Source organism: Paenibacillus rhizolycopersici, assembly GCF_014947195.2.
Lineage (GTDB): Bacteria > Bacillota > Bacilli > Paenibacillales > Paenibacillaceae > Fontibacillus > Fontibacillus rhizolycopersici.
Map to the genome: position 1 here is coordinate 80,671 of NZ_JADCNN020000010.1, position 20,739 is coordinate 101,409.

The 20,739-nt window shown below is 46.7% G+C and carries 25 protein-coding genes and 1 pseudogene; 17 read left to right on the forward strand and 9 right to left on the reverse strand.

Translation table 11 applies throughout. The features are described 5' to 3' along the window. The first annotated feature begins 154 nt into the window (after positions 1 to 154). The 9 genes and pseudogenes from IM700_RS12715 to IM700_RS12755 all read left to right on the forward strand — a co-directional run. Complete coding sequence (locus IM700_RS12715; RefSeq protein WP_193417574.1) at positions 155 to 577, forward strand: VOC family protein; 423 nt, start codon at positions 155 to 157, stop codon at positions 575 to 577. After that, positions 577 to 1,353: a sigma-70 family RNA polymerase sigma factor gene (locus tag IM700_RS12720; protein WP_193417573.1), complete on the forward strand. Its 777-nt coding sequence runs from the start codon at positions 577 to 579 to the stop codon at positions 1,351 to 1,353. The genes IM700_RS12715 and IM700_RS12720 overlap by 1 nt, the downstream gene beginning before the upstream one ends. A 6-nt stretch (positions 1,354 to 1,359) precedes the next feature. Continuing rightward, the gene (locus IM700_RS12725) at positions 1,360 to 1,854 is read left to right on the forward strand and encodes a DinB family protein (protein WP_193417572.1); all 495 of its coding nucleotides are present in this window, start codon (positions 1,360 to 1,362) and stop codon (positions 1,852 to 1,854) included. A gap of 477 nt (positions 1,855 to 2,331) precedes the next feature. Beyond that, on the forward strand, positions 2,332 to 4,071 hold the full coding sequence (locus IM700_RS12730; protein WP_193417571.1) for an ABC-F family ATP-binding cassette domain-containing protein: 1,740 nt from the start codon (positions 2,332 to 2,334) through the stop codon (positions 4,069 to 4,071). Between the two features lie 179 nt (positions 4,072 to 4,250). Further along, positions 4,251 to 4,826, forward strand: a complete 576-nt coding sequence (locus IM700_RS12735; protein ID WP_155604580.1) for a TetR/AcrR family transcriptional regulator — start codon at positions 4,251 to 4,253, stop codon at positions 4,824 to 4,826. Positions 4,827 to 5,162: 336 nt separating this feature from the next. After that, positions 5,163 to 6,011 (forward strand): SDR family NAD(P)-dependent oxidoreductase, encoded by an 849-nt coding sequence (locus tag IM700_RS12740; protein ID WP_193417570.1) that lies wholly within the window; start codon positions 5,163 to 5,165, stop codon positions 6,009 to 6,011. Positions 6,012 to 6,028: 17 nt separating this feature from the next. After that, positions 6,029 to 7,120: an FAD-dependent monooxygenase gene (locus tag IM700_RS12745; RefSeq protein ID WP_193417569.1), complete on the forward strand. Its 1,092-nt coding sequence runs from the start codon at positions 6,029 to 6,031 to the stop codon at positions 7,118 to 7,120. Between the two features lie 29 nt (positions 7,121 to 7,149). Beyond that, entirely contained in the window at positions 7,150 to 7,473 is a 324-nt protein-coding gene (locus tag IM700_RS12750) for a putative quinol monooxygenase (RefSeq protein WP_025720756.1), read from the forward strand. A gap of 52 nt (positions 7,474 to 7,525) precedes the next feature. Next, a pseudogene (locus IM700_RS12755) lies at positions 7,526 to 7,741 on the forward strand (tRNA-binding protein); the annotation flags it as partial. A 5-nt stretch (positions 7,742 to 7,746) separates the two neighbouring features. Here the strand turns inward: IM700_RS12755 and IM700_RS12760 are convergent. Further along, positions 7,747 to 8,565: an SDR family NAD(P)-dependent oxidoreductase gene (locus IM700_RS12760; protein ID WP_193417568.1), complete on the reverse strand. Its 819-nt coding sequence runs from the start codon at positions 8,563 to 8,565 to the stop codon at positions 7,747 to 7,749. A gap of 115 nt (positions 8,566 to 8,680) precedes the next feature. On the opposite strand from IM700_RS12760, the gene IM700_RS12765 reads away from it, so the two are divergent. The 3 genes from IM700_RS12765 to IM700_RS12775 all read left to right on the forward strand — a co-directional run bounded on the left by IM700_RS12765 (position 8,681) and on the right by IM700_RS12775 (position 11,358). Continuing rightward, on the forward strand, positions 8,681 to 9,349 hold the full coding sequence (locus IM700_RS12765; protein WP_193417567.1) for a TetR/AcrR family transcriptional regulator: 669 nt from the start codon (positions 8,681 to 8,683) through the stop codon (positions 9,347 to 9,349). A gap of 103 nt (positions 9,350 to 9,452) precedes the next feature. After that, positions 9,453 to 9,815, forward strand: a complete 363-nt coding sequence (locus IM700_RS12770; RefSeq protein WP_155604586.1) for a nucleotide excision repair endonuclease — start codon at positions 9,453 to 9,455, stop codon at positions 9,813 to 9,815. A 1-nt stretch (position 9,816) separates the two neighbouring features. Then, on the forward strand, positions 9,817 to 11,358 hold the full coding sequence (locus tag IM700_RS12775; RefSeq protein WP_193417566.1) for an SAM-dependent methyltransferase: 1,542 nt from the start codon (positions 9,817 to 9,819) through the stop codon (positions 11,356 to 11,358). A 60-nt stretch (positions 11,359 to 11,418) separates the two neighbouring features. Here the strand turns inward: IM700_RS12775 and IM700_RS12780 are convergent, their stop codons facing one another. Further along, the gene (locus IM700_RS12780) at positions 11,419 to 11,889 is read right to left on the reverse strand and encodes a pyridoxamine 5'-phosphate oxidase family protein (protein ID WP_193417565.1); all 471 of its coding nucleotides are present in this window, start codon (positions 11,887 to 11,889) and stop codon (positions 11,419 to 11,421) included. Positions 11,890 to 12,002: 113 nt separating this feature from the next. Here IM700_RS12780 and IM700_RS12785 point away from each other — a divergent pair, with 113 nt between their 5' ends. Beyond that, entirely contained in the window at positions 12,003 to 12,239 is a 237-nt protein-coding gene (locus IM700_RS12785; RefSeq protein WP_193417564.1) for a DUF6953 family protein, read from the forward strand. A gap of 26 nt (positions 12,240 to 12,265) precedes the next feature. Here the strand turns inward: IM700_RS12785 and IM700_RS12790 are convergent, their stop codons facing one another. Continuing rightward, the gene (locus tag IM700_RS12790; protein ID WP_193417563.1) at positions 12,266 to 13,153 is read right to left on the reverse strand and encodes a TetR/AcrR family transcriptional regulator; all 888 of its coding nucleotides are present in this window, start codon (positions 13,151 to 13,153) and stop codon (positions 12,266 to 12,268) included. 124 nt (positions 13,154 to 13,277) lie between these two features. Between IM700_RS12790 and IM700_RS12795 the strand changes: the two genes are divergently transcribed. Both IM700_RS12795 and IM700_RS12800 read left to right on the forward strand, forming a co-directional pair. Further along, positions 13,278 to 13,856, forward strand: a complete 579-nt coding sequence (locus IM700_RS12795) for a hydrolase (protein WP_155604591.1) — start codon at positions 13,278 to 13,280, stop codon at positions 13,854 to 13,856. A 24-nt stretch (positions 13,857 to 13,880) separates the two neighbouring features. After that, complete coding sequence (locus IM700_RS12800; protein ID WP_193417562.1) at positions 13,881 to 15,353, forward strand: MFS transporter; 1,473 nt, start codon at positions 13,881 to 13,883, stop codon at positions 15,351 to 15,353. Positions 15,354 to 15,443: 90 nt separating this feature from the next. Here the strand turns inward: IM700_RS12800 and IM700_RS12805 are convergent, their stop codons facing one another. The 5 genes from IM700_RS12805 to IM700_RS12825 all read right to left on the reverse strand — a co-directional run bounded on the left by IM700_RS12805 (position 15,444) and on the right by IM700_RS12825 (position 18,897). Further along, the gene (locus IM700_RS12805) at positions 15,444 to 15,836 is read right to left on the reverse strand and encodes a rhodanese-like domain-containing protein (RefSeq protein WP_155604593.1); all 393 of its coding nucleotides are present in this window, start codon (positions 15,834 to 15,836) and stop codon (positions 15,444 to 15,446) included. Positions 15,837 to 15,855: 19 nt separating this feature from the next. After that, on the reverse strand, positions 15,856 to 16,275 hold the full coding sequence (locus IM700_RS12810) for a MarR family winged helix-turn-helix transcriptional regulator (RefSeq protein WP_193417561.1): 420 nt from the start codon (positions 16,273 to 16,275) through the stop codon (positions 15,856 to 15,858). Between the two features lie 337 nt (positions 16,276 to 16,612). Next, a complete protein-coding gene (locus tag IM700_RS12815; protein ID WP_193417657.1) occupies positions 16,613 to 17,566 on the reverse strand; it encodes an aldo/keto reductase in 954 nt (317 codons plus the stop codon). A gap of 109 nt (positions 17,567 to 17,675) precedes the next feature. After that, positions 17,676 to 17,927, reverse strand: coding sequence for a hypothetical protein (locus IM700_RS12820; protein WP_193417560.1), 252 nt, complete (start codon positions 17,925 to 17,927; stop codon positions 17,676 to 17,678). Positions 17,928 to 17,961: 34 nt separating this feature from the next. Continuing rightward, entirely contained in the window at positions 17,962 to 18,897 is a 936-nt protein-coding gene (locus IM700_RS12825) for a helix-turn-helix transcriptional regulator (RefSeq protein ID WP_193417559.1), read from the reverse strand. Between the two features lie 87 nt (positions 18,898 to 18,984). Between IM700_RS12825 and IM700_RS12830 the strand changes: the two genes are divergently transcribed. Then, positions 18,985 to 19,626, forward strand: coding sequence for an FMN-dependent NADH-azoreductase (locus IM700_RS12830; protein WP_193417558.1), 642 nt, complete (start codon positions 18,985 to 18,987; stop codon positions 19,624 to 19,626). Positions 19,627 to 19,629: 3 nt separating this feature from the next. Here IM700_RS12830 and IM700_RS12835 read toward each other — a convergent pair whose 3' ends face one another. Then, a complete protein-coding gene (locus IM700_RS12835) occupies positions 19,630 to 20,106 on the reverse strand; it encodes a PAS domain-containing protein (RefSeq protein WP_193417557.1) in 477 nt (158 codons plus the stop codon). A 182-nt stretch (positions 20,107 to 20,288) separates the two neighbouring features. Between IM700_RS12835 and IM700_RS12840 the strand changes: the two genes are divergently transcribed. Continuing rightward, a complete protein-coding gene (locus IM700_RS12840) occupies positions 20,289 to 20,732 on the forward strand; it encodes a cell wall hydrolase (RefSeq protein ID WP_193417556.1) in 444 nt (147 codons plus the stop codon). The last annotated feature ends 7 nt before the right edge of the window (positions 20,733 to 20,739 follow it).

Consider the following 20,739-nt stretch of genomic DNA (forward strand, 5'->3'; position numbering starts at 1 on the left):
AAAAGTAGGGCGAAATTTTCGCCGGGGTTCAATTATAGAGGTGGTTTAAAAATATAAAATTTGTGATGATCAAAATCTTGCTTACCCGTATCTATTTATGGATTTTTATCGTTAATAGATCGAAAATGAGGTTAAAGGAGAGTGCTTGATCAATATGGAAAAAATCGTCTCGTTTGTATCTAGTATTTTTATTCCGGTGACCGATATCGCTCGTTCGGAGGAGTGGTACGTTCGAATGTTCGATCTGGAGAAGATTGAGCAGACCGATTATCGAGTCGCACTCGCCTTCCCTAACGCTCAGACATTGGTTTTATTATGGAAAGTGGACAAACCGCAGCCTGTCCAATTCTACACCGGCAAACACCAGATGCCTTATTTCAATTTCACCTCGTACGATATTAATCATTCGTATAGAGAGCTTAAGGCGAAAGGGGCGAAATTAAGCGAAATCTATGAAGAGGATGAACACACGTTTTTCCAAGCATTCGATCTGGACGGAAATCCCGTTGATATTGTAGAAGAGACAGGACAAACGCCGTATTTTGATCACAAGAATCGTTTTAGGAAGCGGCAATAGTGCTGAAAGGGGGTTGTCCGGACGCGGGATATGAGACGTTTGCGGAGATGACACTTCCGCTGCAAAGTGATCTAAGACGCTATTGTCTGGCTAAGGCGGGCTCGGTGTGGGATGCGGACGATTTACTGCAGGAGTCTCTGATTAAAGCCTATCGTTGGCATACCCGATTTCCGAGCAGGGAAATTACGAAGCCTTTCTTGTTTCGAATTGCCGCCAACGCGTGGGTGGATATTTGCCGCAGTCGCAAATTTAAGCCTCTGGTCGGACAAATCGAAGAGCAAAGCAGTTCCTATGACGAATGGAGCAAATGGGATGTACGGGAGGCGCTTGAGCTGTTGTCCGAGCGGCTCAAACCTAAGCAGGTTGTGCTTATTTTGCTGATCGATGTATTTCACTTTACCGCGAAGGAAACGGGAGTGCTGTTCGGACAATCCGAGGGTTCGGTCAAGGCGGCTCTGAAGCGGGCGAGGACGAGGCTGAAGACGGCCGTGGAACGCCATCCCGACTATTGGGATGATTCCGTGCTCACTGCTCCGCGCGGCGGACTTAGCATCGAGGTGTTCGAAGCGTTAGTAGACGGGTTTCGCCGTGCAGACCCTTTTGCCATATTCCGATCTTACCAGACGATGATTGATGAAGGAGCTCTGGTGGATTGGATCGAATGGCGCGGAAACACGCTTTATTTTACGATCATAGATCCAGACGGCAATGTATTGGTGTTAACCGGGAAGTTGCCATTTCAGGAAGGATGGTATCATTCTGAGATCGAGGAGTGATTGCAATTGTTAAAACTGTTGCAGCAACAATATGATTGGATCAGATCCGCTAGACAAGATATGCTTGCGTTTTTAGAGGAGCTTCCTCTACAAATCCTGCATCAACCGGTTCCCGAATTTGGGTATGGAACGATCATTCGAACCCATCTTCATGTCGTCGATTGTTATAGGTATTGGCTGGAATCTTTCGCGTTCAGGAAATTAAATGATCATTGGGATGTGTACGTACATGAGACTGCCGACGTGAAGTTCGTTCGTAAGAGATTTGCGGAAGTGGATGAATTGGTGCAAGTCTTCTTACGTGAATTTGACGATCGTTGGTATGAATCGATCGAGCAAGACGAGAGCTGGCAGGGTTACCCGAAGGAACTCACTCCATTGTTGCTGTTAACTCATGCGGAGACGCACGAATTTCATCACAGAGGTCAAATTGTAACGATGGCAAGACACTTGGGTTACCCGCCTCCTGTTGACGATCGTTTAGGCGGACTCTTTACCTAAATCCCAAAGACTGAATAAAGGCGAATCGATGATAACTCTAGGATCCATGAGTATCCTGTTATTACATTGTTCGTCGAAGATCTGCTCGCTGCTAAGTCCTTCTATCAGGAGATCTTCGGTCTTTCTACCGTTTATGAGGATGAGGAATCGGCCGTATTTAACTTTGACAACATAAGCAGCGCAGAGGGAGGTTTAATAGGAAAGGCCACAGAAGGGCTCAAATGGAGTTTACTCAGAAAGGCAATTATGGAATAAACAACGGAGGCATGCGGAGGCATGCTTCTTTAGCATTTTTCGCCGGTACCCCCGTTGCGCTGAACCATATCACAAGTGAAAACTCAGGGCCTTGAGGTTTTCGCAAATTCAGCAATTGTACTCCCCACCAAACAGTGTTAATCTGAAAATCGGCAACCTTAAGAATACACGCTGCCGCACCCCACAATACCCGCCGTTATGGCGATTCAGAAAGGTAACACCATGATTAAAATAGATAATCTATCCTTCTCTTTCCCGCAAAAAAAACTCTATCAAAACATTTCCTTCACGCTCGAAGAAGGCCAACACTGCGCCTTTATCGGCACGAGCGGCAGCGGGAAAAGTACACTGATTGAGATGCTGATGGACCCGGAAAGACATTTGTTCGAGGGCAAGCTGGAGATCGACCCGGATTGCAGAATCGGGTACGTTAGCCAATTCTCGCAGGTGGACAAAACGAAAGAAATGACCGTTTTTGAATATATCGGGGAAGAGTTTATCAAGATCCAGGACGAACTCACCGCGATTTATGCTGAGATGGCAACCACGTCGGATATGGATTCGCTGATGGAAAAGGTTCAATCGGCATTGGACGCACTCGATGCATTAGGCGGGGATGATTTCGAAAGCTCGATTAATAAGCAGCTGAATCTCGCCAATCTGATGAAGCTGAAAGACGCCAGAGTAACTTCCTTGAGCGGCGGGGAATTCAAGCTGATTCAAGTCATGAAGGAAATGCTCGGCAGCCCGGATTTGATGATTATGGACGAACCGGATGTGTTTTTGGATTTTGAAAACCTCAATGCGCTCAAAAAATTGATCAATTCCCACAAAGGCATGCTGCTGGTCGTTACGCACAACCGCTATCTGTTGAATCATTGCTTCAATAAAATCATCCACCTCGAAAACATGGAGATCCAGGAGTTTGACGGGCGGTATATCGATTATAACTTCTCGCTGCTTCAGACCAAGATTGAGCTGCAAGAAATCGCGATCGCCGAAGCCGAAGAAATCGAGCGATACGATCACATCATCGACAATCTTAGAGAGATCGCAACCAATGTTGCAGACGCGTCCAGAGGAAGGGCATTAAAAGCCAGAGTTAAGTTTCAGGAAAGGTTGGAAGCACGCCGAATCAAAGCGCCGTTTGTCGAGATCAAGCAGCCGAATATTCGTTTTGATCTGGATCGTAAAGTGGAAGACGCCACTGTCGTAAAGGTTGCCAATTACAGCGTGGCTTTCGACGAGCTGCTCCTGCACAACGTTAATTTCGAGATCCAATCTACAGATAAAGTCGCGATCATCGGCCCGAACGGCACAGGGAAAACGACTTTGCTCCGCGAAATTTTCAAAAACAACCATGACTCCATCGAAATCAATGCAGATGTGAAAGTGGCTTATTTATCGCAGCTTCAAGACGAAACGCTAAAAGACTCGAATACGATCCTTAATGAATTCATCGACGCTGGGTTCAAAACGTATGACGAGATTAGAGCGTATCTTGCGAACTACGGCTTTGAAGGCGAAATCCTGGATCAGAAGATCCAATCCTTATCCGGTGGAGAAAAGAACATGCTTCAACTGGCTAAAGTCGCTGGTAGTCAAGCCGACCTGCTGCTGTTTGATGAACCGACCAGCCATTTGGACCTCTATACGCAGATTGCGCTGGAGAAAGCCATCGAAGACTACAAAGGCGCGATTTTGATGATTTCCCACGATTTCTATTCAGTCGTAAACGGCATGGATTATGTGCTGATCATTGACGACAAGACGATTAGAAAAATGAGTATGCGGAAATTCAGACAGATGATCTACGCCAGTCATTTTGATAAAGACTATTTGGAAAACGAACAAAAGAAAAAGGCCATTGAAATGCAGATCGAATTAGCGTTGAAAAATACGGATTTTGAAACGGCAAAAGGCTTGGTCGACGAGTTGGAAGACATCATTAAGCAGCTTTAGACGTCAACGCTCATGGTGACGGTAGAAAGGCCAAAGAAGAGACTTCACTATGAACTAGTGTGTAGGTTAGCCTACCGTGATGTTTGAGCAGAATATCGGGTCACCAATACAGGGATCATGGTTATGGGCGTACAACCTTCGTCATGGACATATGCATATAGCACTGCTATAATGGACGTATGAACACATATGACAAAATATTAGCAGCTGCTCTTAAGGTACTCGAAGAGGAGGGCGGAGCCCAATTCTCGACGCGAGCCGTAACTACGATCGCGCAGGTTACGGCTCCTACACTCTACCACCATTTCGGCAATGCCGATGGACTCCTGAGTGCAGCTATAGTGGAAGCGTTCAAACAGTTATTTGAAAGCAAGATTGCCGCGGTGGAGTCCACCATTCCAGAGATGGCTCTTCGTCAAGGATGGGATGACTATGTCCGCTTCGCGGCAGCCCGTCCTCGGATTTATGCGGCGATGATGGGACGGTTGCTCGAGGGCGCCCATATCGAGGCGGCAGAGCATTCGCACCAAGTACTAGTGCAAAATATTCAGAGAGTCGACGCCGAGGGCAAACTGGCTGTGTCAGCCCAGGCTGCGGCAGATCTGGTCTGGGCCTCCGCGAATACGGCCTCTTGGCTGTATGTGACGGCCCAGATTCGCAAGACACCCCCACCTCAACCGGACGTCGTTGATCTTATTCGGGAAAGCGTAATGCAGATCATTTTGATTCAAAGGGCGAACGCCGATTCGAAATGAGGGATTCGATGAGAGAGCCTGGAGACCCCAGGCAAAGTACTAATTATAAGAAGACGCCTAAGAAAGATCGCCTATCCAACCTGGACCTCCAGTAGGATGGCGATCTTTTTTTAGGTTTGGAAGATGCGAGCATAAGTTCTCTTAGCTTTGTACCATGGTACTTCGTGAGCGCCGAGTGCATCACGCGGCGCCCGCCAAAACGTTTGTTCGGACCGCAGGACAACACTTCAAAATAGATATAGCACTGCTATAGACAACTTTGTATAGCGGTGCTATAATGCTGGCATAACAGTGCTATACCGTGATCCATATCTTATCAAACCTTGGAGGGTTACTATGTCATTCAAAGCGCAAGAACTGGTCGTCGTCACAGGTACGTCCAGCGGCATCGGTAGGGCTACCGCTGAGCAGCTCGCCGCTGAGGGATTTCACGTTTTGGCGGGGGTTCGTCGTCAGGAAGACGCCGACAAAATCAAACGCCAAAATATCGAGCCGGTGATCGTCGATGTTACCAAGGTCGACACACTAAAGGCGCTGGCCGAAAGGGTGGAGCAAGATCCGCTTGGTCGCCCTTTGCGGGCAGTGGTCAACAATGCCGGCATCGCCGTTAATGCACCTCTTGAGATGGTTCCGCTCGATGAATTTCGCCGCCAGATCGAAGTCAGCGTGATCGGGCAGGTCGCGGTTATTCAGGCGCTTACCCCGGCCTTGCTGAACAGCGGCGGACGCGTGGTTAATATCGGTTCGCTTGGGGGCAAGGTCTCCATGGCTGGTTTCGGAATTTATTCGGCTGCAAAGTATGCGATGGAAGCGATCAATGACAGTCTCCGCAGGGAGATGTCCTCGTTTGGCCTCAAGGTAATCATGATCACACCGGGTGGTGTCAGCACGGGCCTAACGGAGCAAGGGATTGCGACAGCGGAGCGGCTGGCCAAGTTGATGACGCCGGACCAGCATAGGCGTCATGATCGTCTTTTTGACGCCGTGAAGGCTCAGGCTGAAATGTGGGCAAAGGACGGGATCCGCCCTGAGAAAGTGGCAGCAGTGATTTCACGCGCAATCCACGAAAAGAAGCCACGCACCCGCTATACAGCTGGTCGCGATTCGGCACTACTGACCCGACTGGTTCGTATTCTCCCAGACAAACTTCTCGATCGGATGCTCTGCAGCCAGATGAAACTGTAGTAACGGGAGGACAAATGGTGTCACAAAAACAGTCTGAACATGCCATTATTGTAGGTGGATCTTTAGGTGGTCTTATGATGGGGCTTGCGTTGTCTCGTTCAGGTTATACAGTTACCATTCTTGAACGTGCAGATTCATCATTAAGAAATGGTGCTTTTATTCGTTTACAAACAAAGCCTTATAGTAAGAGTAAAATTGAACGAGAATTAAGATACTTGGCATCCAAGGGTAATAACAATGTGGAAGCCTGGTCAGCCATTCAAGAACGTTTGCGCAATGCGGTTGCTAAAGAACCTGGCATTACGCTTCAGCACCATACACGAATTGTTAGGGTCGGGCAAAATGAATCATCAGCTTGGGCTACCAGTGAAGAGGAGCAGACGTTTAAAGGTGACTTTTTGATTGGTGCAGATGGATATCGCAGTATTGTCCGCCGCTATTTAAATCCTGACAGACCATTTGCAGATTATGCCGGCTATCTAGTTTGGGTAGGGAAGGTGGACGAAGAACTGCTGCCAAAGAAAGACTGGAAAAAACGGCAACTTTCGAGTGCTTATTTCAACCATAGTGCCGCCGGTACATTGACAACTGCGGTGATGCCAGGTAAAAAAGGGGGAACCGATCCTGGCCAGCGATGGATAGGTTATTGCTGGTTTGATCATTCGCATAATCAATTGCTGACTGAGTTAGGCGTGTTAAAGGACGGGATTGCCCAGCATTCCTTATACGGTGAAGCTATTCCCGATTCGCTGCTGGAAGAACTATTACAAACCAGCCGGGCCAATTGGAGTAAAGAAGATGATGCCATTTTGCAAATCGCGATTAAGGACCGCAGTTTAATCGGGGCACCTGTGAATGAATACATCCCTAATATATTGTCAAAAGGAAGAATAGCCATGATCGGCGATGCAGCTCATACCATGTCACCAATGACGGGCGCAGGCTTTAATGACTCGCTTGATGATACGGTTGCCATTATGGACTCCATTAAACAGTATCCGAATTCGATATCAAGAGCTTTGGGTGAATACCAAACACGCCGTTTAGATGTAGTTCGTCAAGATGTTCTTGCGGGCCAAGGCTTTAATCGTTCTTTTGGACGTGCTTAAAAATAGCGTGAAACTTAGGAGGAATTAGCATGAACGATACAAAGAACCCTTACGTTACTGTACTCTGGGAGGCGAGAGCTAAGGCAGGGAGAGAAGCCGAGATGAAGGCTTTCATGACTGCGGCTGTCACCCCGTCGCGCAACGACTTGGGCAACATTGACTACGAGGCTCACGAGGTAGAAGGCCAGCCTGGTACATTCATCATCTACGAGCGCTGGGAAAACCGGGATGCCCTCGATCGGCACCTGAGCGCCCCCCGGATGCAGGAACTGGTGCCCCAGCTCTTAGAACTGATGGAGGGATCCATTGAGGAAGGGATTCGACTCCTGCAGCCGTTTCGCCCAGCGCAGTAGAATGCAACACCGAGCGGAACTTATAAAGTCCTGTGGAGGAGGAGGCAAAACGTTGGCAACGATCGATGATTTTGCAGCACTAGATATTCGTGTCGGAACGATTAAGGAAGCGGAGTTTTTTGAAGAAGCAAAGGTCCCTGCGATAAAGCTTAAGATTGATTTTGGACCGGAGATCGGGATGAAATCCTCAAGTGCACAAATAACTAAGCGTTACAAGGTTGATGAAATTGTAGGAAAGCAAATTATAGGAATCGTCAATAGAAAGCCGGTTGGTTAACTTCCTTGCGCTGCATTCGAGACCGGCTCCCAAGCTTCCCAGGTAGCTAGACGGTCAGCATAGATGTCGCGCGCTACAGGCAAGACTTCCGAACCGAGCGCAAATCGTAGTGGGGGTTCCGCTGCGTCCACGATCTTGAGAACGGCTTCTGCCGTCGCTTGAGGGTTGCCGCGTTTTTCGCTGGATAGACGCGAGAACACCTGCTTCCGTACATCGGCATAGACGTCCATTTCCGGTACTCGCTTACCTGAAGCGCCAAACTCGGTCGCATAGGCACCGGGTTCGAGCAGCGTTACCTTAATCCCAAAGTCCTTGACCTCTTGCGCCAGGCTTTCGTGGAGTCCTTCGATCGCCCATTTGGAGGAGCAATAGAAGCCGATGAGCGGCCTTGCTTCGATCCCAAGGGAGCTTGAAACACTGAGCAAATGCCCGCTACCCTGCTTTCTCAGCAATGGCAAGGCGGCTTGGATGACTCGAAGATAACCAAAGTAGTTCGCATCAAACAGAGCGCGGACCTCGACTTCGCTTGCCTCCTCGACCATTCCGACCAAGGTGTAACCGGCATTATTGAGGACAACGTCCAGCTTGCCGAAATGGGAATGAGCCTGCTGAACGACCTGGCGAACCTGCTCAGCATCCGTTACGTCGAGTGCCATGGGAAGAACGAGGTCTCCGAAACGTTCCTTCAAATCGGCAACGTCCTCCAATTTGCGGGCGGTAGCTGCAACTTTATCGCCACGCGTGAGTGCGGCTTCTGCCCATATGCGTCCTAAACCGCGAGAGGCCCCCGTGATGAACCAAACTTTTTTATCCATGGTATACTCCTCCTTTAAATTCCCTGTTCGGTGTGGGATACTTAAATTAAAGCACCGTAATACGAGACTGTCAAGTTCCGGAACTAAATAGTATCGAAAAAGAGAGTTGAATTTAATGAATAAAATGAAAAGTGAAGAGTCCGTCGGGACCCAATTAGCTGACAAAGTAGCGGAAAAACCTGAGAAATCATTAGGCCGAAAACGAGATCACACGCGGGATGCTAAAATCCTGGAAGCGACCATCGACATCCTCGCTGAAGCCGGTTTTGATGGAATGACAATGGACATGGTCGCAGCTAGAGCGAAGGCCGGAAAGGCGACGGTGTATCGCCGCTGGTCCTCCAAAACCGAGTTAGTCCGAGATGCCTTAACCTGGATGAATCGAAATCATCTTGAGCTTGACGTCTTGCCCGATACGGGAACCTTGCGCAATGATCTGCTTGCGCTATTGAAGCCGCAATCGATCGAGGAAGGTGAACGCAAACTTCGAGTGCTCGCAGGCCTGGGCTCCTTTTATTCGCAGAATTCCGAATCCATTAAAGGAGAGATCTTTGAACCGTGGGCAGTAGTGAATCGTGAGCTCATGCACCGGGCCGTCGGCCGCGGTGAAATCTCCGCCCGCGCGGATATAGAGATGGCTTGCCAGGTTATAACTTCAATGGCTTCTTATCGCGGACTCGTACAGCACAAAACATTCGACAAGCATTTCTACACTTCGCTCATCGACGGCGTCGTACTCCCGGCCCTCAAAAATCCGTTAACATCTCCAAATGAAACGGAATAGGGAAAGCGAGAATCGTAAGAAGTTGGGTATAATGATATGATGGTTTAAGCTCGGAGTACGGGCACAGCAAACAATCTAATACAGGCAAAGGAAGTAGACGATAATGATCAATATCACCATTCCCACCCCTGATGTCACCATAACCAAAAAGGTTAATCCTCAGGAAAGTAACATTTACGGCTTCACCGAATTTCACCTGATCACTAGAGAGTTAGGTGGGATTTTCATGTTTTACAACGATAAAGATGAATTGTTGTTCGTCGGAAAAGCCAGAAAGCTAAGACCGAGAATAAAAAAACATTTTGAGGATGCCGTATCCCCGATCAGAATGCATAGAGACGAAGTAACGAAAATCGAAGTTTGTATCGTGGAAGATCCTGTCCACAGAGAAATTTATGAAACGTACATCATTAATGAGGGCAAGGCCAAATATAACGAAGACAAAGTATTTTTCAAGCAGGCTTAAAATGACAAGTAATCCTAAACGTTACCGTTTCAGTGAAGCGCCAATCTGGAAAGTCCAGCGAGAGTATTATGAAGAGAAGGGAACGAGGGCCTGGAATAATGACCAAGTCCCCCAATATATAACGAGTAATCCCATGATTGCAGCTGCCTATGCAGAAATGATCTTTGGGTTTCTTCAAGATCGGGTGAATAGGGGAGATGGCTCTGAGCCCGTGCATATAGTGGAGCTTGGAGCAGGAGCGGGACGTCTTGCTTTCCATTTGCTAAACGAATTGTGTCAGTTAGTAGACTACGTCGGGATCTCGCTGCCTCCGTTCCGCTATATCATGACAGATTTGGCCATGGACAATGTTATGGCTTGGAAGGCGCATCCCGCGCTTCAAACGTTTATTGCCGAAGGATTACTGGACTTTGCGCAATTTGATGCTGTGCATGATTCAGAGCTGAACCTCATTGTAACAGGCACAACCATTCGTGAAGGAGATTTAAACCAACCCCTAATCCTTATTGCCAACTACTTCTTCGATAGCATACCGCAGGAATTGATTTACATTGGAGAGGGGAAGGTTTATGAAACGGATGTTTACGTTGAGCAACCCGAACATCATGATTCGCTTCAACCCGCAGAATGGTTAGATCAAATCCATTTAAGCTATGAGCATCGACGAGCGCCTGAGTACGAACAGGAAACCTATCCTTACCGCAATGTGATTTCCATTTATCAGGAACAACTTGAAGACTCGCATATTTTATTTCCTGCTGCCGGTATCGCTTGTTTGGAGCGTTTGAATCGGTTATCCCCGTCGGGATTTCTTTTGATCACAGCAGACAAAGGAGATCACTTGCTGGATAGCTGGGCTTTTGCAGAACCGCCCGAGTTGATTTTACATGGAAGCTTTTCATTAACGGCAAACTACCATGCGATGAAGTATGTCTACGAACAAAAAGGAGCTGAGGCGTTATTCCCTCCGCATCATTATAAAAATATTAATGTGGGCTGTATTCTCTATCTTGATAAACCATTGGATTATCATCACTTGCGATTAGCCTACCGTCGTTGTATCGAACGCTTTGGTCCTGATGATTTTTTTAATATGAAAGGGTGGGTGGATCGCAATCTAGATAGCATGGAGTTGCAGCAAATCTTAAGTTTCTGGCGTTTGGGCGGTTATGATGCGGAATTTTTCATTCAGAGCACGAAGCGGATTTCCAGCCTGTTGCTAGAATCCAATGAAGACGAAAAGCAGGATTTGCTTAGTGGCATTCAACGGATGTGGTCCTCGTACTACGTCATGGAGCAGCGATATGATCTGGCGCTCGATGCGGGATTGATCCTTTTTGAGATGGACATGTACGAACCTTCCAAATATTATTTGGAGATTTCGGTACACGAAGAGCAAGACGAGGTTGTATCCACTGTATTTTATTGCCTAGCCATTTGCTGTTTCGAGTTAGACTTCATTGAAGACGCAAAGAGGTACTTGCAAAAGTTGTTGGAACTTGAACCTGATAATGAAGAGGCATTAGCGATGATGAGTTATTGAGGATGCGGTTACTGCCGAAGGGAAGGATCGATCCAGTGTAAGGCGTACCCCATAGACCGCTTAATTTACCGTCTTATTGACAAAATCAATCTCAGTTCGGATCCCTTTATGGGCATCATTCCACAGGCCCTTTGTCAGGCGAATGCGCAGCAGACAGGTGTTAGGGTCTTCGTCGTTATTGGCTTCGTAATACCACTCGGCAAATATTTTGCGCAGCTTCGTCATCATCTCCGCGTTTTTCTCGTCACACACCCAGCCCAGGTTTTCAGCGATCCCATCGGCTGTAAAGTTTTCGACGATGATACAAACGGCGACTTCGGGGTTTTGGGCGATCTGCTGCATCTTGTTTGAAGTTGCGTAGGTGACGGTGTAGAACGCGCCGTCCTCATAGTAGGCGTCCACAATACGGGCGGCGGGGCGGCTTTTGCCATCGGCCCCCGGCTCCAGCGCGATGGTAGACAATGAGATCAGACCGTCCTTGTTGCCTAATTTATCTTCCAGCAGCTTCATGGATTCGTCGTACTTGTTCAATTTAGTCCCCCCCAAATTGGAATAAGGCTTATACTATTAAACATATCATTGTGAAGTCTTATTTCATGTGAAAAATATTACGATAACAAGCGAGTAGAAAGGAGCATCATCCTATGGAAGTAACCGCACAGGAAGTGGCAGAATGGATGGTCAAGGAAATCAGGTTTAGGGGAAACCTATATCAGACCGATGCGATTGAAAATGTGAAGGCCCATTTCGGCGAACAATTTGTTTTCGTGAATGAGAACGGAAATGCATCGCTGTCTAAAGAGGTGAAGAAGGCTTTTCGCAAACTTCACGGCGGCAGAATTGCTTGGGACCGCGACGGATTCTTTTGGGCTTGGACCTGAACCCAGGGGGGCTGGTATCCATCAATTTATATCCCCGAGAATATAACATTCCTCAACTGAACGACCAGACTTTTAAGTTCCTTCTCCCTCTCCAAATAGGACAGCGAGGCCTGTATTAACGGATGATTCGCTGCCTCCTTGCTAACCTCCGTCTGGATGAAATGGGAAAGCTCCCTTATTTCCGATCGATGTGCGGCACCGGCCGGGATCGTATTCATGGCCGTATCCATCTCCCGAAACAGTTCTGAGAGAATCTGCTCCTTCTCACCCTGCCGGTCCTCGAATCCCCAGTTTAAATACCTCTCGAATGAAGTTTGGTTCAGCATAGACTTAGGCTCGGACGTCATCATATGCTTAACGAGCACATGGAGCTTGTCCAAGATGAACTTCGCCGTTTCCTCGAGGGATAACGACCTCTCCTCATATACAATCCAAAATAGATATTCCTTCAGAATCGCCCGATAGATGGCAACCAAATCCCATAGATACGGTTGGATTTCCTCGCCATATACATGCAGCAAACACTCTCTATGCCATCGGATGAGCCGGCCCCTAACCTTGTGTCTCAGCGGCTGGAACTTGGGATCCTGTTGAATAGGGAGCTCCGTAAATTCGACCAGAATATGTTTGTACTCCATAAAGTAGCGGAATCGCAAAACGATCTGCTGAACAAACTGTTCTTCCGGCGATAGTCCGGGAAGACGTGTCAGCTCATCGACTTGATCAAAATAATGGTTATGACATTGATTAAATACCTCGCTAAAGAGATCCTCTTTGGAAGGAAAGAATTTATAGACCGATCCTTTGGAAATACCGCAATCATCGGCAATATCCTGGATCGTCGTCGAAAGAAACCCACGTTCCTTAAAAAGCCTCGTCGCTGATTGTATAACTTCTTCCCTTGTCACATTCATAAAAAGATTCTCCCCCTTGACGTACTATGAATCATAGTACAAAATATAAAACATCAAGTCAAATGACTGTGAGTTCGAGATTGTTAACACGCGGTCAAATATGAATGATGGGGAGAATAACGGTATGGAAAAATTATTTGATCCGCAAAAAACAGCGCTGGTTGTCATTGATCTTCAAAAGTGGTTGGGGAACCAATATGCCCCTTATTCCGCCGAGCAAGTGGTATCCAACGCCGCCGACTTGGCAGATGCATTCCGTAAGCAAGGCTCGATGGTTGCCCTGGTCCGGGTATCCAGCAAAGACCTGAAGGATATCCCTAAACCCAAGTTGGATACCCCTGCACCTGCACTGAATCTACCTGAGGGATGGGATGAGATCGTCCCGGAAATGCGGGTCGCTGATACGGACCACATTATTACCAAGAAGCAGTGGGGGGCCTTTTACGGGACGGAGCTGGACCTGCAGCTGCGCCGCAGGGGAATCGATACCATCGTGTTATGCGGCATCGCAACCGGACTTGGTGTGGATACGACTGCACGGGAAGCATTTATGCATGGTTATCAGCAGATTTTTGCAATTGATGCAATGACCGGGTTTTCCCAAGCCGAGCATGATTACGTGAAAAACTATATTTTTCCGCGTATTGGGCGTACTCGGACCACCCAAGAAATCATCTCTGCCCTTACTGAAAGGGAATCCTAAGGCTATTGCAGGAGGTTGATCTCTATGATCCCAAGGGGAAGTCCCCAGAACGATCGGATGTACCCCTGGTATGTCCTATCCGTAACCAGCCTCGGTGCGTTTCTGGTTCTGGTCAATATCGGAACGCTGAATGTCGCATTGCCGGAACTAAGCCGGCATTTTCATGCAGATGCAGCTACTTCTAGCTGGATTGTACTTTCCTACATGTTGGTTAACACCATTTTGATTTTGGTTTTCGGTCAAATTTCGGATATTTTTGGGAAAAGAAGGATGTACTTAATAGGGTTGGCCGTCTTTACCGTGACCAGTCTGCTTCTTGGCTATTCCCCGAACGCAGGGGTGCTCATTCTTCTCCGCATCATACAGGCTGCCGGGGGAGCTCTCGTGGTGACGAACACTACGTCTTTGATAACCGATGCTTTTCCCCAATCGCAGCTTGGTACCGGTCTAGGCCTGAATATCTTGTCCGCTTCCATGGCGCAGGTGCTAGGCCCCGTCGTAGGCGGCCTGGTAACGACGGCTTGGGGCTGGAGGTGGGTATTCTGGTTCAATGTCCCCTTCGGTATCATGGCCTTCATCTGGGGGCTCCAAATTCTAAGGGAGAAGCCGCTGACAGAGCCTCGAACCCAAGTCGATCGATATGGGGGTATCCTTGTCTTTATCGCTTTAGCTGGTTTAATCCTAGCTCTATCCAAGGGGGGAGAGTTGGGCTGGGGAGACAAGCAAGTGATTGGAGGTTTTGCTGTATTCGCGGTAATAACTCCAATATTTTTAGGGTATGAGCATCGATCGGCTTCCCCTTTACTGGAACTAAGTCTTTTTAAGAATTGGATGTTCGCTATGGCGAATATCGCTACCTTCTTTCATTCCTTTGCTCGCACGGCGGTTGCCCTACTTTTTGCGCTGTACTACCAATTTGCCTTCCACCAAAACGCACTGGATGCCGGTCTAAGGATTCTTCCCATTACGATAGGGATGTTGATCATATCTCCCGTTGCCGGCATGTTAACCAAGAGAATCGCTCTTCGAGTCCTATCCTCGCTTGGAATACTCCTATCCATAGCAGGACTTCTGCTGCTCTTATTCGTTCTCGGAGGGAATTTCCCTTACGCGGCCACCGCATGCGGGATGCTGTTAATCGGCATCGGGACGGGCTTATTTCTGACTCCGAATACGATGGAGATCATGTCATCCGTTCCTGAGAACAGCCGAGGGGTGGCAAATGGGCTGCGGTCCATGCTCTATAACTTGGGCCAGGTCCTGAGTACGGCCCTTTCTTTAACCATTGTCAGTGCGGCGCTGCCGGCCCATATAAAAAACGTGCTGTATTCCGGAAAAAACGCTGTGGTTTCGGACGTTGATTTTGCTTTCATCATTCACGGCTACCGCTGGGTTATCATCGCATTGCTATGGACTTCCCTATTGGCCCTTGTAGCATCGTGGTTTCGTCCTCAACCGAAAAACAGAGCCTACAAAGGCTCTTCCGTAGCCAGCTGAATTCGAGTATGGGGTGCCGTAGAAGGGAATGGGGAATATGGAGATGCCGTATTACAAATGGTCGTAAAGCAGAAGATCGTGTGCCTTGAATTAGCATCCACAATGATCAGATATTTGATCAACTTTTGTTGTGTCTGAGACAGGAAAGTTCATTTCTTGCCATGCCGCAATTCCTCCGGTCAACTCTTTAACTTGATAACCTTGCTCCAATAAAGACTTTGCTACTTTAGCCGCAGTATTGCACCAGACATCCCAGCAATACACGATAATTTCCTTATCCTTGGGTACTTCATTTAATCGGCTGGGCAATTCTTGTTCAGGTATCACATGAGCATCCTTAATGGTTACACTTCTTACATGAATGGGGCCGTTTCTAACATCCATTAAGAAGTATTTCTCCGGATCCATTTGGTTAGATCTCATATAATCCATAGGGCTAATCGTTGCTTCCAGACGTGCATTAAAATAATCAAGTGCATTCATATTTAACATCTCCTGTTCTTTATAGTGATCTCCAAACTTTAACAAGCGAGTCTTTAAGTAATTGCTTTTCTTGCTGAGATAAAGGAGCTAAAACGTCTAATTCGATCTGGTTTAAAAATTCCCAACGTGAGTCTAAAACCTCTTTTCCCTTTTCAGTGATCACAAGACTATAGGATCTTCGATCATTAGGGTTCTTTGTACGCTCCACAAATCCTAAAGATTCCAAATGGTCCATGTGGCTTACCATCGTGGTCCTGTCGATTTGTAGGTTATCTGAAATCTCTTTTTGTGATGAATAAGGGTTCTCCTGAACAAATAAAAGTACCCCATATTGTCTTGCATGAATATTGAAGGGGAGAAGTCCTTCGGCAAACTTATTTTCCATTTGTTGCAGAACTTTTCCAAGCAAAAAACCATAAGATTGATTCCATTTATTCACCCCAACAATCACCTCCTGTGATAATCCGTATATTATATAATCAGCATAACTGATTAATTTTCGGATAGCAAGTGTTTATTGAAAGATGTTTTTAAGCGCGATTCTTGACCTCCATGATAATACGATTGAGTCTTACGTGCTGGGGCACTCCAACAACAATCTAAGAAAAGCTGGATGCTGCCAGCATGAAGCAGAGTATGTCCCGAGTAGGCCGATGACGATAACGGACCCATGGAATCCTTCTGGGGAACATTGAAATACAGAGAAAATTAAACGGCCTCAGTCCGATGGAGTACAGGACCAAGGCCGCCTAATTGAGCTTTTAATTTTTATGAAATTAGTAGGCGCCGAAGCGACCACCTGCAGCCACGCCCTTAGGGGATATACGTTCAATCTCGGCCAGATCATCGGCCGTCAGCGTCACTTGCAGCGCACCAAGGTTCTCTTGTACGCGGTCCAATCGTTTCGTTCCCGGAATCGGCACGATCTGCTCGCCTTGTGCCAGTAGCCAGGCTAGACTCAATTGGGCGGGAGTACAGCCTTTATGAGCGGCCATTTTCTCGATGAGAGAGACGACCTCAACGTTCTTGGCAAAGTTCTCGCCCTGAAACCGCGGGTAATAGCGCCGATAGTCGTCTTCCGGCAAATCCTCGAATTTCTTGATCTGGCCGGTCAGAAAGCCGCGGCCAAGCGGGCTGTAAGGGACAAAGCCGATACGCAGTTCCTTTAGGACCGGGATGACTTCATCCTCGACTTCCCTGCTCCAGAGCGAATATTCGGTTTCGACAGCGGTAAGCGGATGAACCGCATGAGCTCTTCGGATCATATCGGCTGGTGCCTCCGACAAACCGATGTATCGGATCTTCCCTTGCTTAACGAGGTCAGCCATCGTGCCGACCGTTTCTTCGATAGGAGTATTTGGATCAGGCCGATGTTGGTAATAGAGATCGATATAATCCAGTCCCAGGCTGTAGAGGCTGGCATCAACGGATTTCTTGATGTAGGCGGGATCCCCTTTCGGACCTTGACCATGCGTGATTCCGAATTTAGTAGCAATAACGACCTCGTCGCGCCGGCCCTTAAGCGCACGTCCGACAAGCTTCTCATTTTCCCCGAATCGCCCGAGCGAGTATTCCGTCCCATAAAGGTCAGCCGTATCAAACATCGTCACGCCCATATCCAGTGCCCCCTGAATGGTACGTACGGATTCTTCGTTGTCAGGCATCATCATCGTCCCGAGGCTAATTGCCGACACTTCAAGCCCTTCGTTCCCTAGTTTTCTTTGTTGCAACATAGGATTCCCTCATTTCTGGTCTTTGGATCGTTCGAACATGAGCCCATTCTAATCAATCCTTATTGAGGCAACCACATAACGCTTTTACTAGTAAAAATATTAACAGTCAGCACCCGATTCCTTTGTAGCCGGCGTGTAAATGCAGATGTACGAGCACTTCGCTCCTCCCGTTGGTGATATGAGAAGGGTAAGTCAATTGATCGATAATCTTCTGCATTTGCAGGTTGATTACGAGCGAAGCCGGAGAAGGCGTCTCATATTCATGAGGATTCCATAACTGATGTAAATGACTCTTCTCGGCTGGAGCTAGTCGGAGTGCCTGCGCGATACTATCGATCACATCTCGGGATGGGGTCAAATCTCGTCCTTACCGAACGATGTAATACAAATAGCTAGAGATATTGTGACTTTATTTCTTCAAGTTGTTGGAGATAACTTTTCTTGAGCTGTTCCGGAAATTCAATTTTTACATGTTTTCCATACGAACAAAGATAATGCGTCATGTAATCGAGTTCAGCTTCATTATAGCCACCCGTCAGATAAGAGATCCCATCCTTCTCTTCAAGCACCATATTCGGGTAATGATGCTTTAAAAATAATTCTTTCCCAAACGAAGTTAATTGAGCACGAAAAGGGATATTATGATAATTTCTTTTGTGTTCCTCATGAGAAATCTTCAGTTCTTTAAGGGAGTGGGTCTGTTCAATTTCTTCAAGAATTTCGCACTCTGACATATAATCACAGCGATAGGTTCCCCACATTCCTTGGTTTACCTCGTAAGCACTACAAAACCAAATGCCATTGCGATAAAACAATTCATAAACCTGAAGATCAATTTGAATGGTTTCATGTTGAGAGTAGATCATTCGAACCACTTTTTCTTCCATAATCGCAGTTAAGATAAGCGCAAGATATTCTGGCGGATGAATTGGAGCAACGCTATAATACCGAACCACCTCAAGCATCCGATCAAGATACTCTTGCTGGCTCTTAGGTAAAGTGGCCAATAATTTCTGTCGGATATGGGGATATGATTTTTCGAAAGGTGTGCTTGAGAGAATGCTTAGGGCGTTCAATGCGAAAAAAATAGCTCGAATCTCATCCTTGTTGAAATAAACTGGGGGCAGCAGGGTTTGGTTAATCAATTTATAACCACCGTATCTGCCGCTTTCTGTATAATAAGGCAAACCCAACCCAGCCAATTCTTCAAGATCTCTTAGTGCCGTTCTTTTAGAAATATGGAACTCTTCCATCAAGTCTTTTAAGCGAAATTCGTGTTTATTGCTCAAAAAAATAAGTTCCTGATTGAGACGTTCTGCTTTTTTCAATCTTTCCTCCGCCTTTGTTTAATGGTGTCTAATATTGTCACCTTTTAAGGGTACACTTAGTTTATCAAAAACAAAGGAGTTTTATATATGAAAACTTTAATTATTAACGCACATCCTGATTTTACAAACCACAATCACTTTTCCGTTCAATTGCAAGAAAAATTCATTGATAAGTACAAGAATGAATTTCCAGACGATAAACTGACAATCATTCATCTTTATGACATGGATATTCCAAGAGTTGAAGCAGATGGATTGCTTGCGATTTGGAACAAACAACAGTCTGACATCGCCCTAAACCCAACTGAAGCAGAGATTGCCAAACAGTCTGCTGCATTATTGACCCAATTCAAGGACTATCATCGGATCGTCATTTCAACGCCGCTGCATAACTTTAACATTACATCTCGGCTAAAAGACTACATGGATAACATCCTCATCGCACGTGAAACGTTTAAATACACAGAGTCGGGCTCTGTGGGATTGATGACCGATGACTATCGACTGCTTCTGCTGCAAGCCTCAGGTGGTATCTATACGAATAACGACCGTTATACTGCATTAGATTTTGCCCCTAATTATCTAAAAGAGATGTTTACGAATATCATGGGCTTTAGCCAGTTCGATTTGGTTCGCGCGCAAGGAACGGATATCTTGTCTGCGGACAAGGTGTGGGAGCAAGCAAATAGAGAACTCGAAAAGGCTTTTAGACATTTTTACGAAAATTAATCGTCATTTAGGATCAATAGCTATAAACTCGTCAATCGTTTCAGGGGTGTGTTTGCCTTCTTTTCCTTGGAAAAGGTCAATATTAACGGTAACATCCATACAACCCAGATAGGTTCCGTTTTTATCCCGTACAGCCATGAATTTTTGATAAATTTGGCCGGATTCCCCAGATCGTTTCGGGAACCAAAATTCCCATTCATCGCGTGCTCCTGAACGAAAATCATTCAACAATTTTTCAACGTGGTGCGCCACTCTGGGATGAAGTTCAAGCACATGGCGACCAATGGCTTCTTTACGACGACCATGGACACGGTTTGGATTATTTGAATACCAGCGGAAAATATCGTTAGCATCGCAAAAACCCATTTCAAACGGCAATAGATTAATAATCGAATCCAAAGTGCTTGCTTGAATTGCACCCGTTTCAAAATTGATGATCGCTTCAGGGCTAATTAATTCTGACAATTTATCTTTAGACATATAAAAAACCTCCTTTATGGAATCTCCCTTTAGGAGATGGATCTATTAGCTAATAATGATAGCATGAATAATAATTCAAATTGTGACTTGTTTCACAAAAAACGAAATGGCCAGGATTTCCAGAGTCACACATCCGCTTCACCTCAAATATGATGGGTCTAGAAATCGAATGAGGTGAGCAAATGGCAGTCGTGAAATCCAGGCAACAGGATATCGATATGTTGGCAAGGTTGCTTCGGGCCGAGGCGGAGGCCGAAGGCGAAACGGGCATGCTCCATGTTGGAGCAGTTGGCATTAACCGAATCAGAGCGAATTGTTCCGACTTTACAGGAATCCGGACCATTCCCCAAATGATAAACCAGCCGCATGCGTTCGAAGCGCTGCAACATGGGATGTACTATCAAAAAGCAAGAGATAGAGAACGCCGTCTGGCGCAACGGGTGGTGAACGGAGAACGGAGTTGGCCAGCCAAATTCTCGCTATGGTATTTCCGCCCAGGATCGTATGACAACCCCGGACCCTGTCCGCCAACATGGTATAATCAGCCGTTTGTTGGTCGATGGAAGAAACATTGTTTCTATGAACCGACGGCGGAAGAATGCGCAAATGTATATAATACGTTTTAAAATTAGT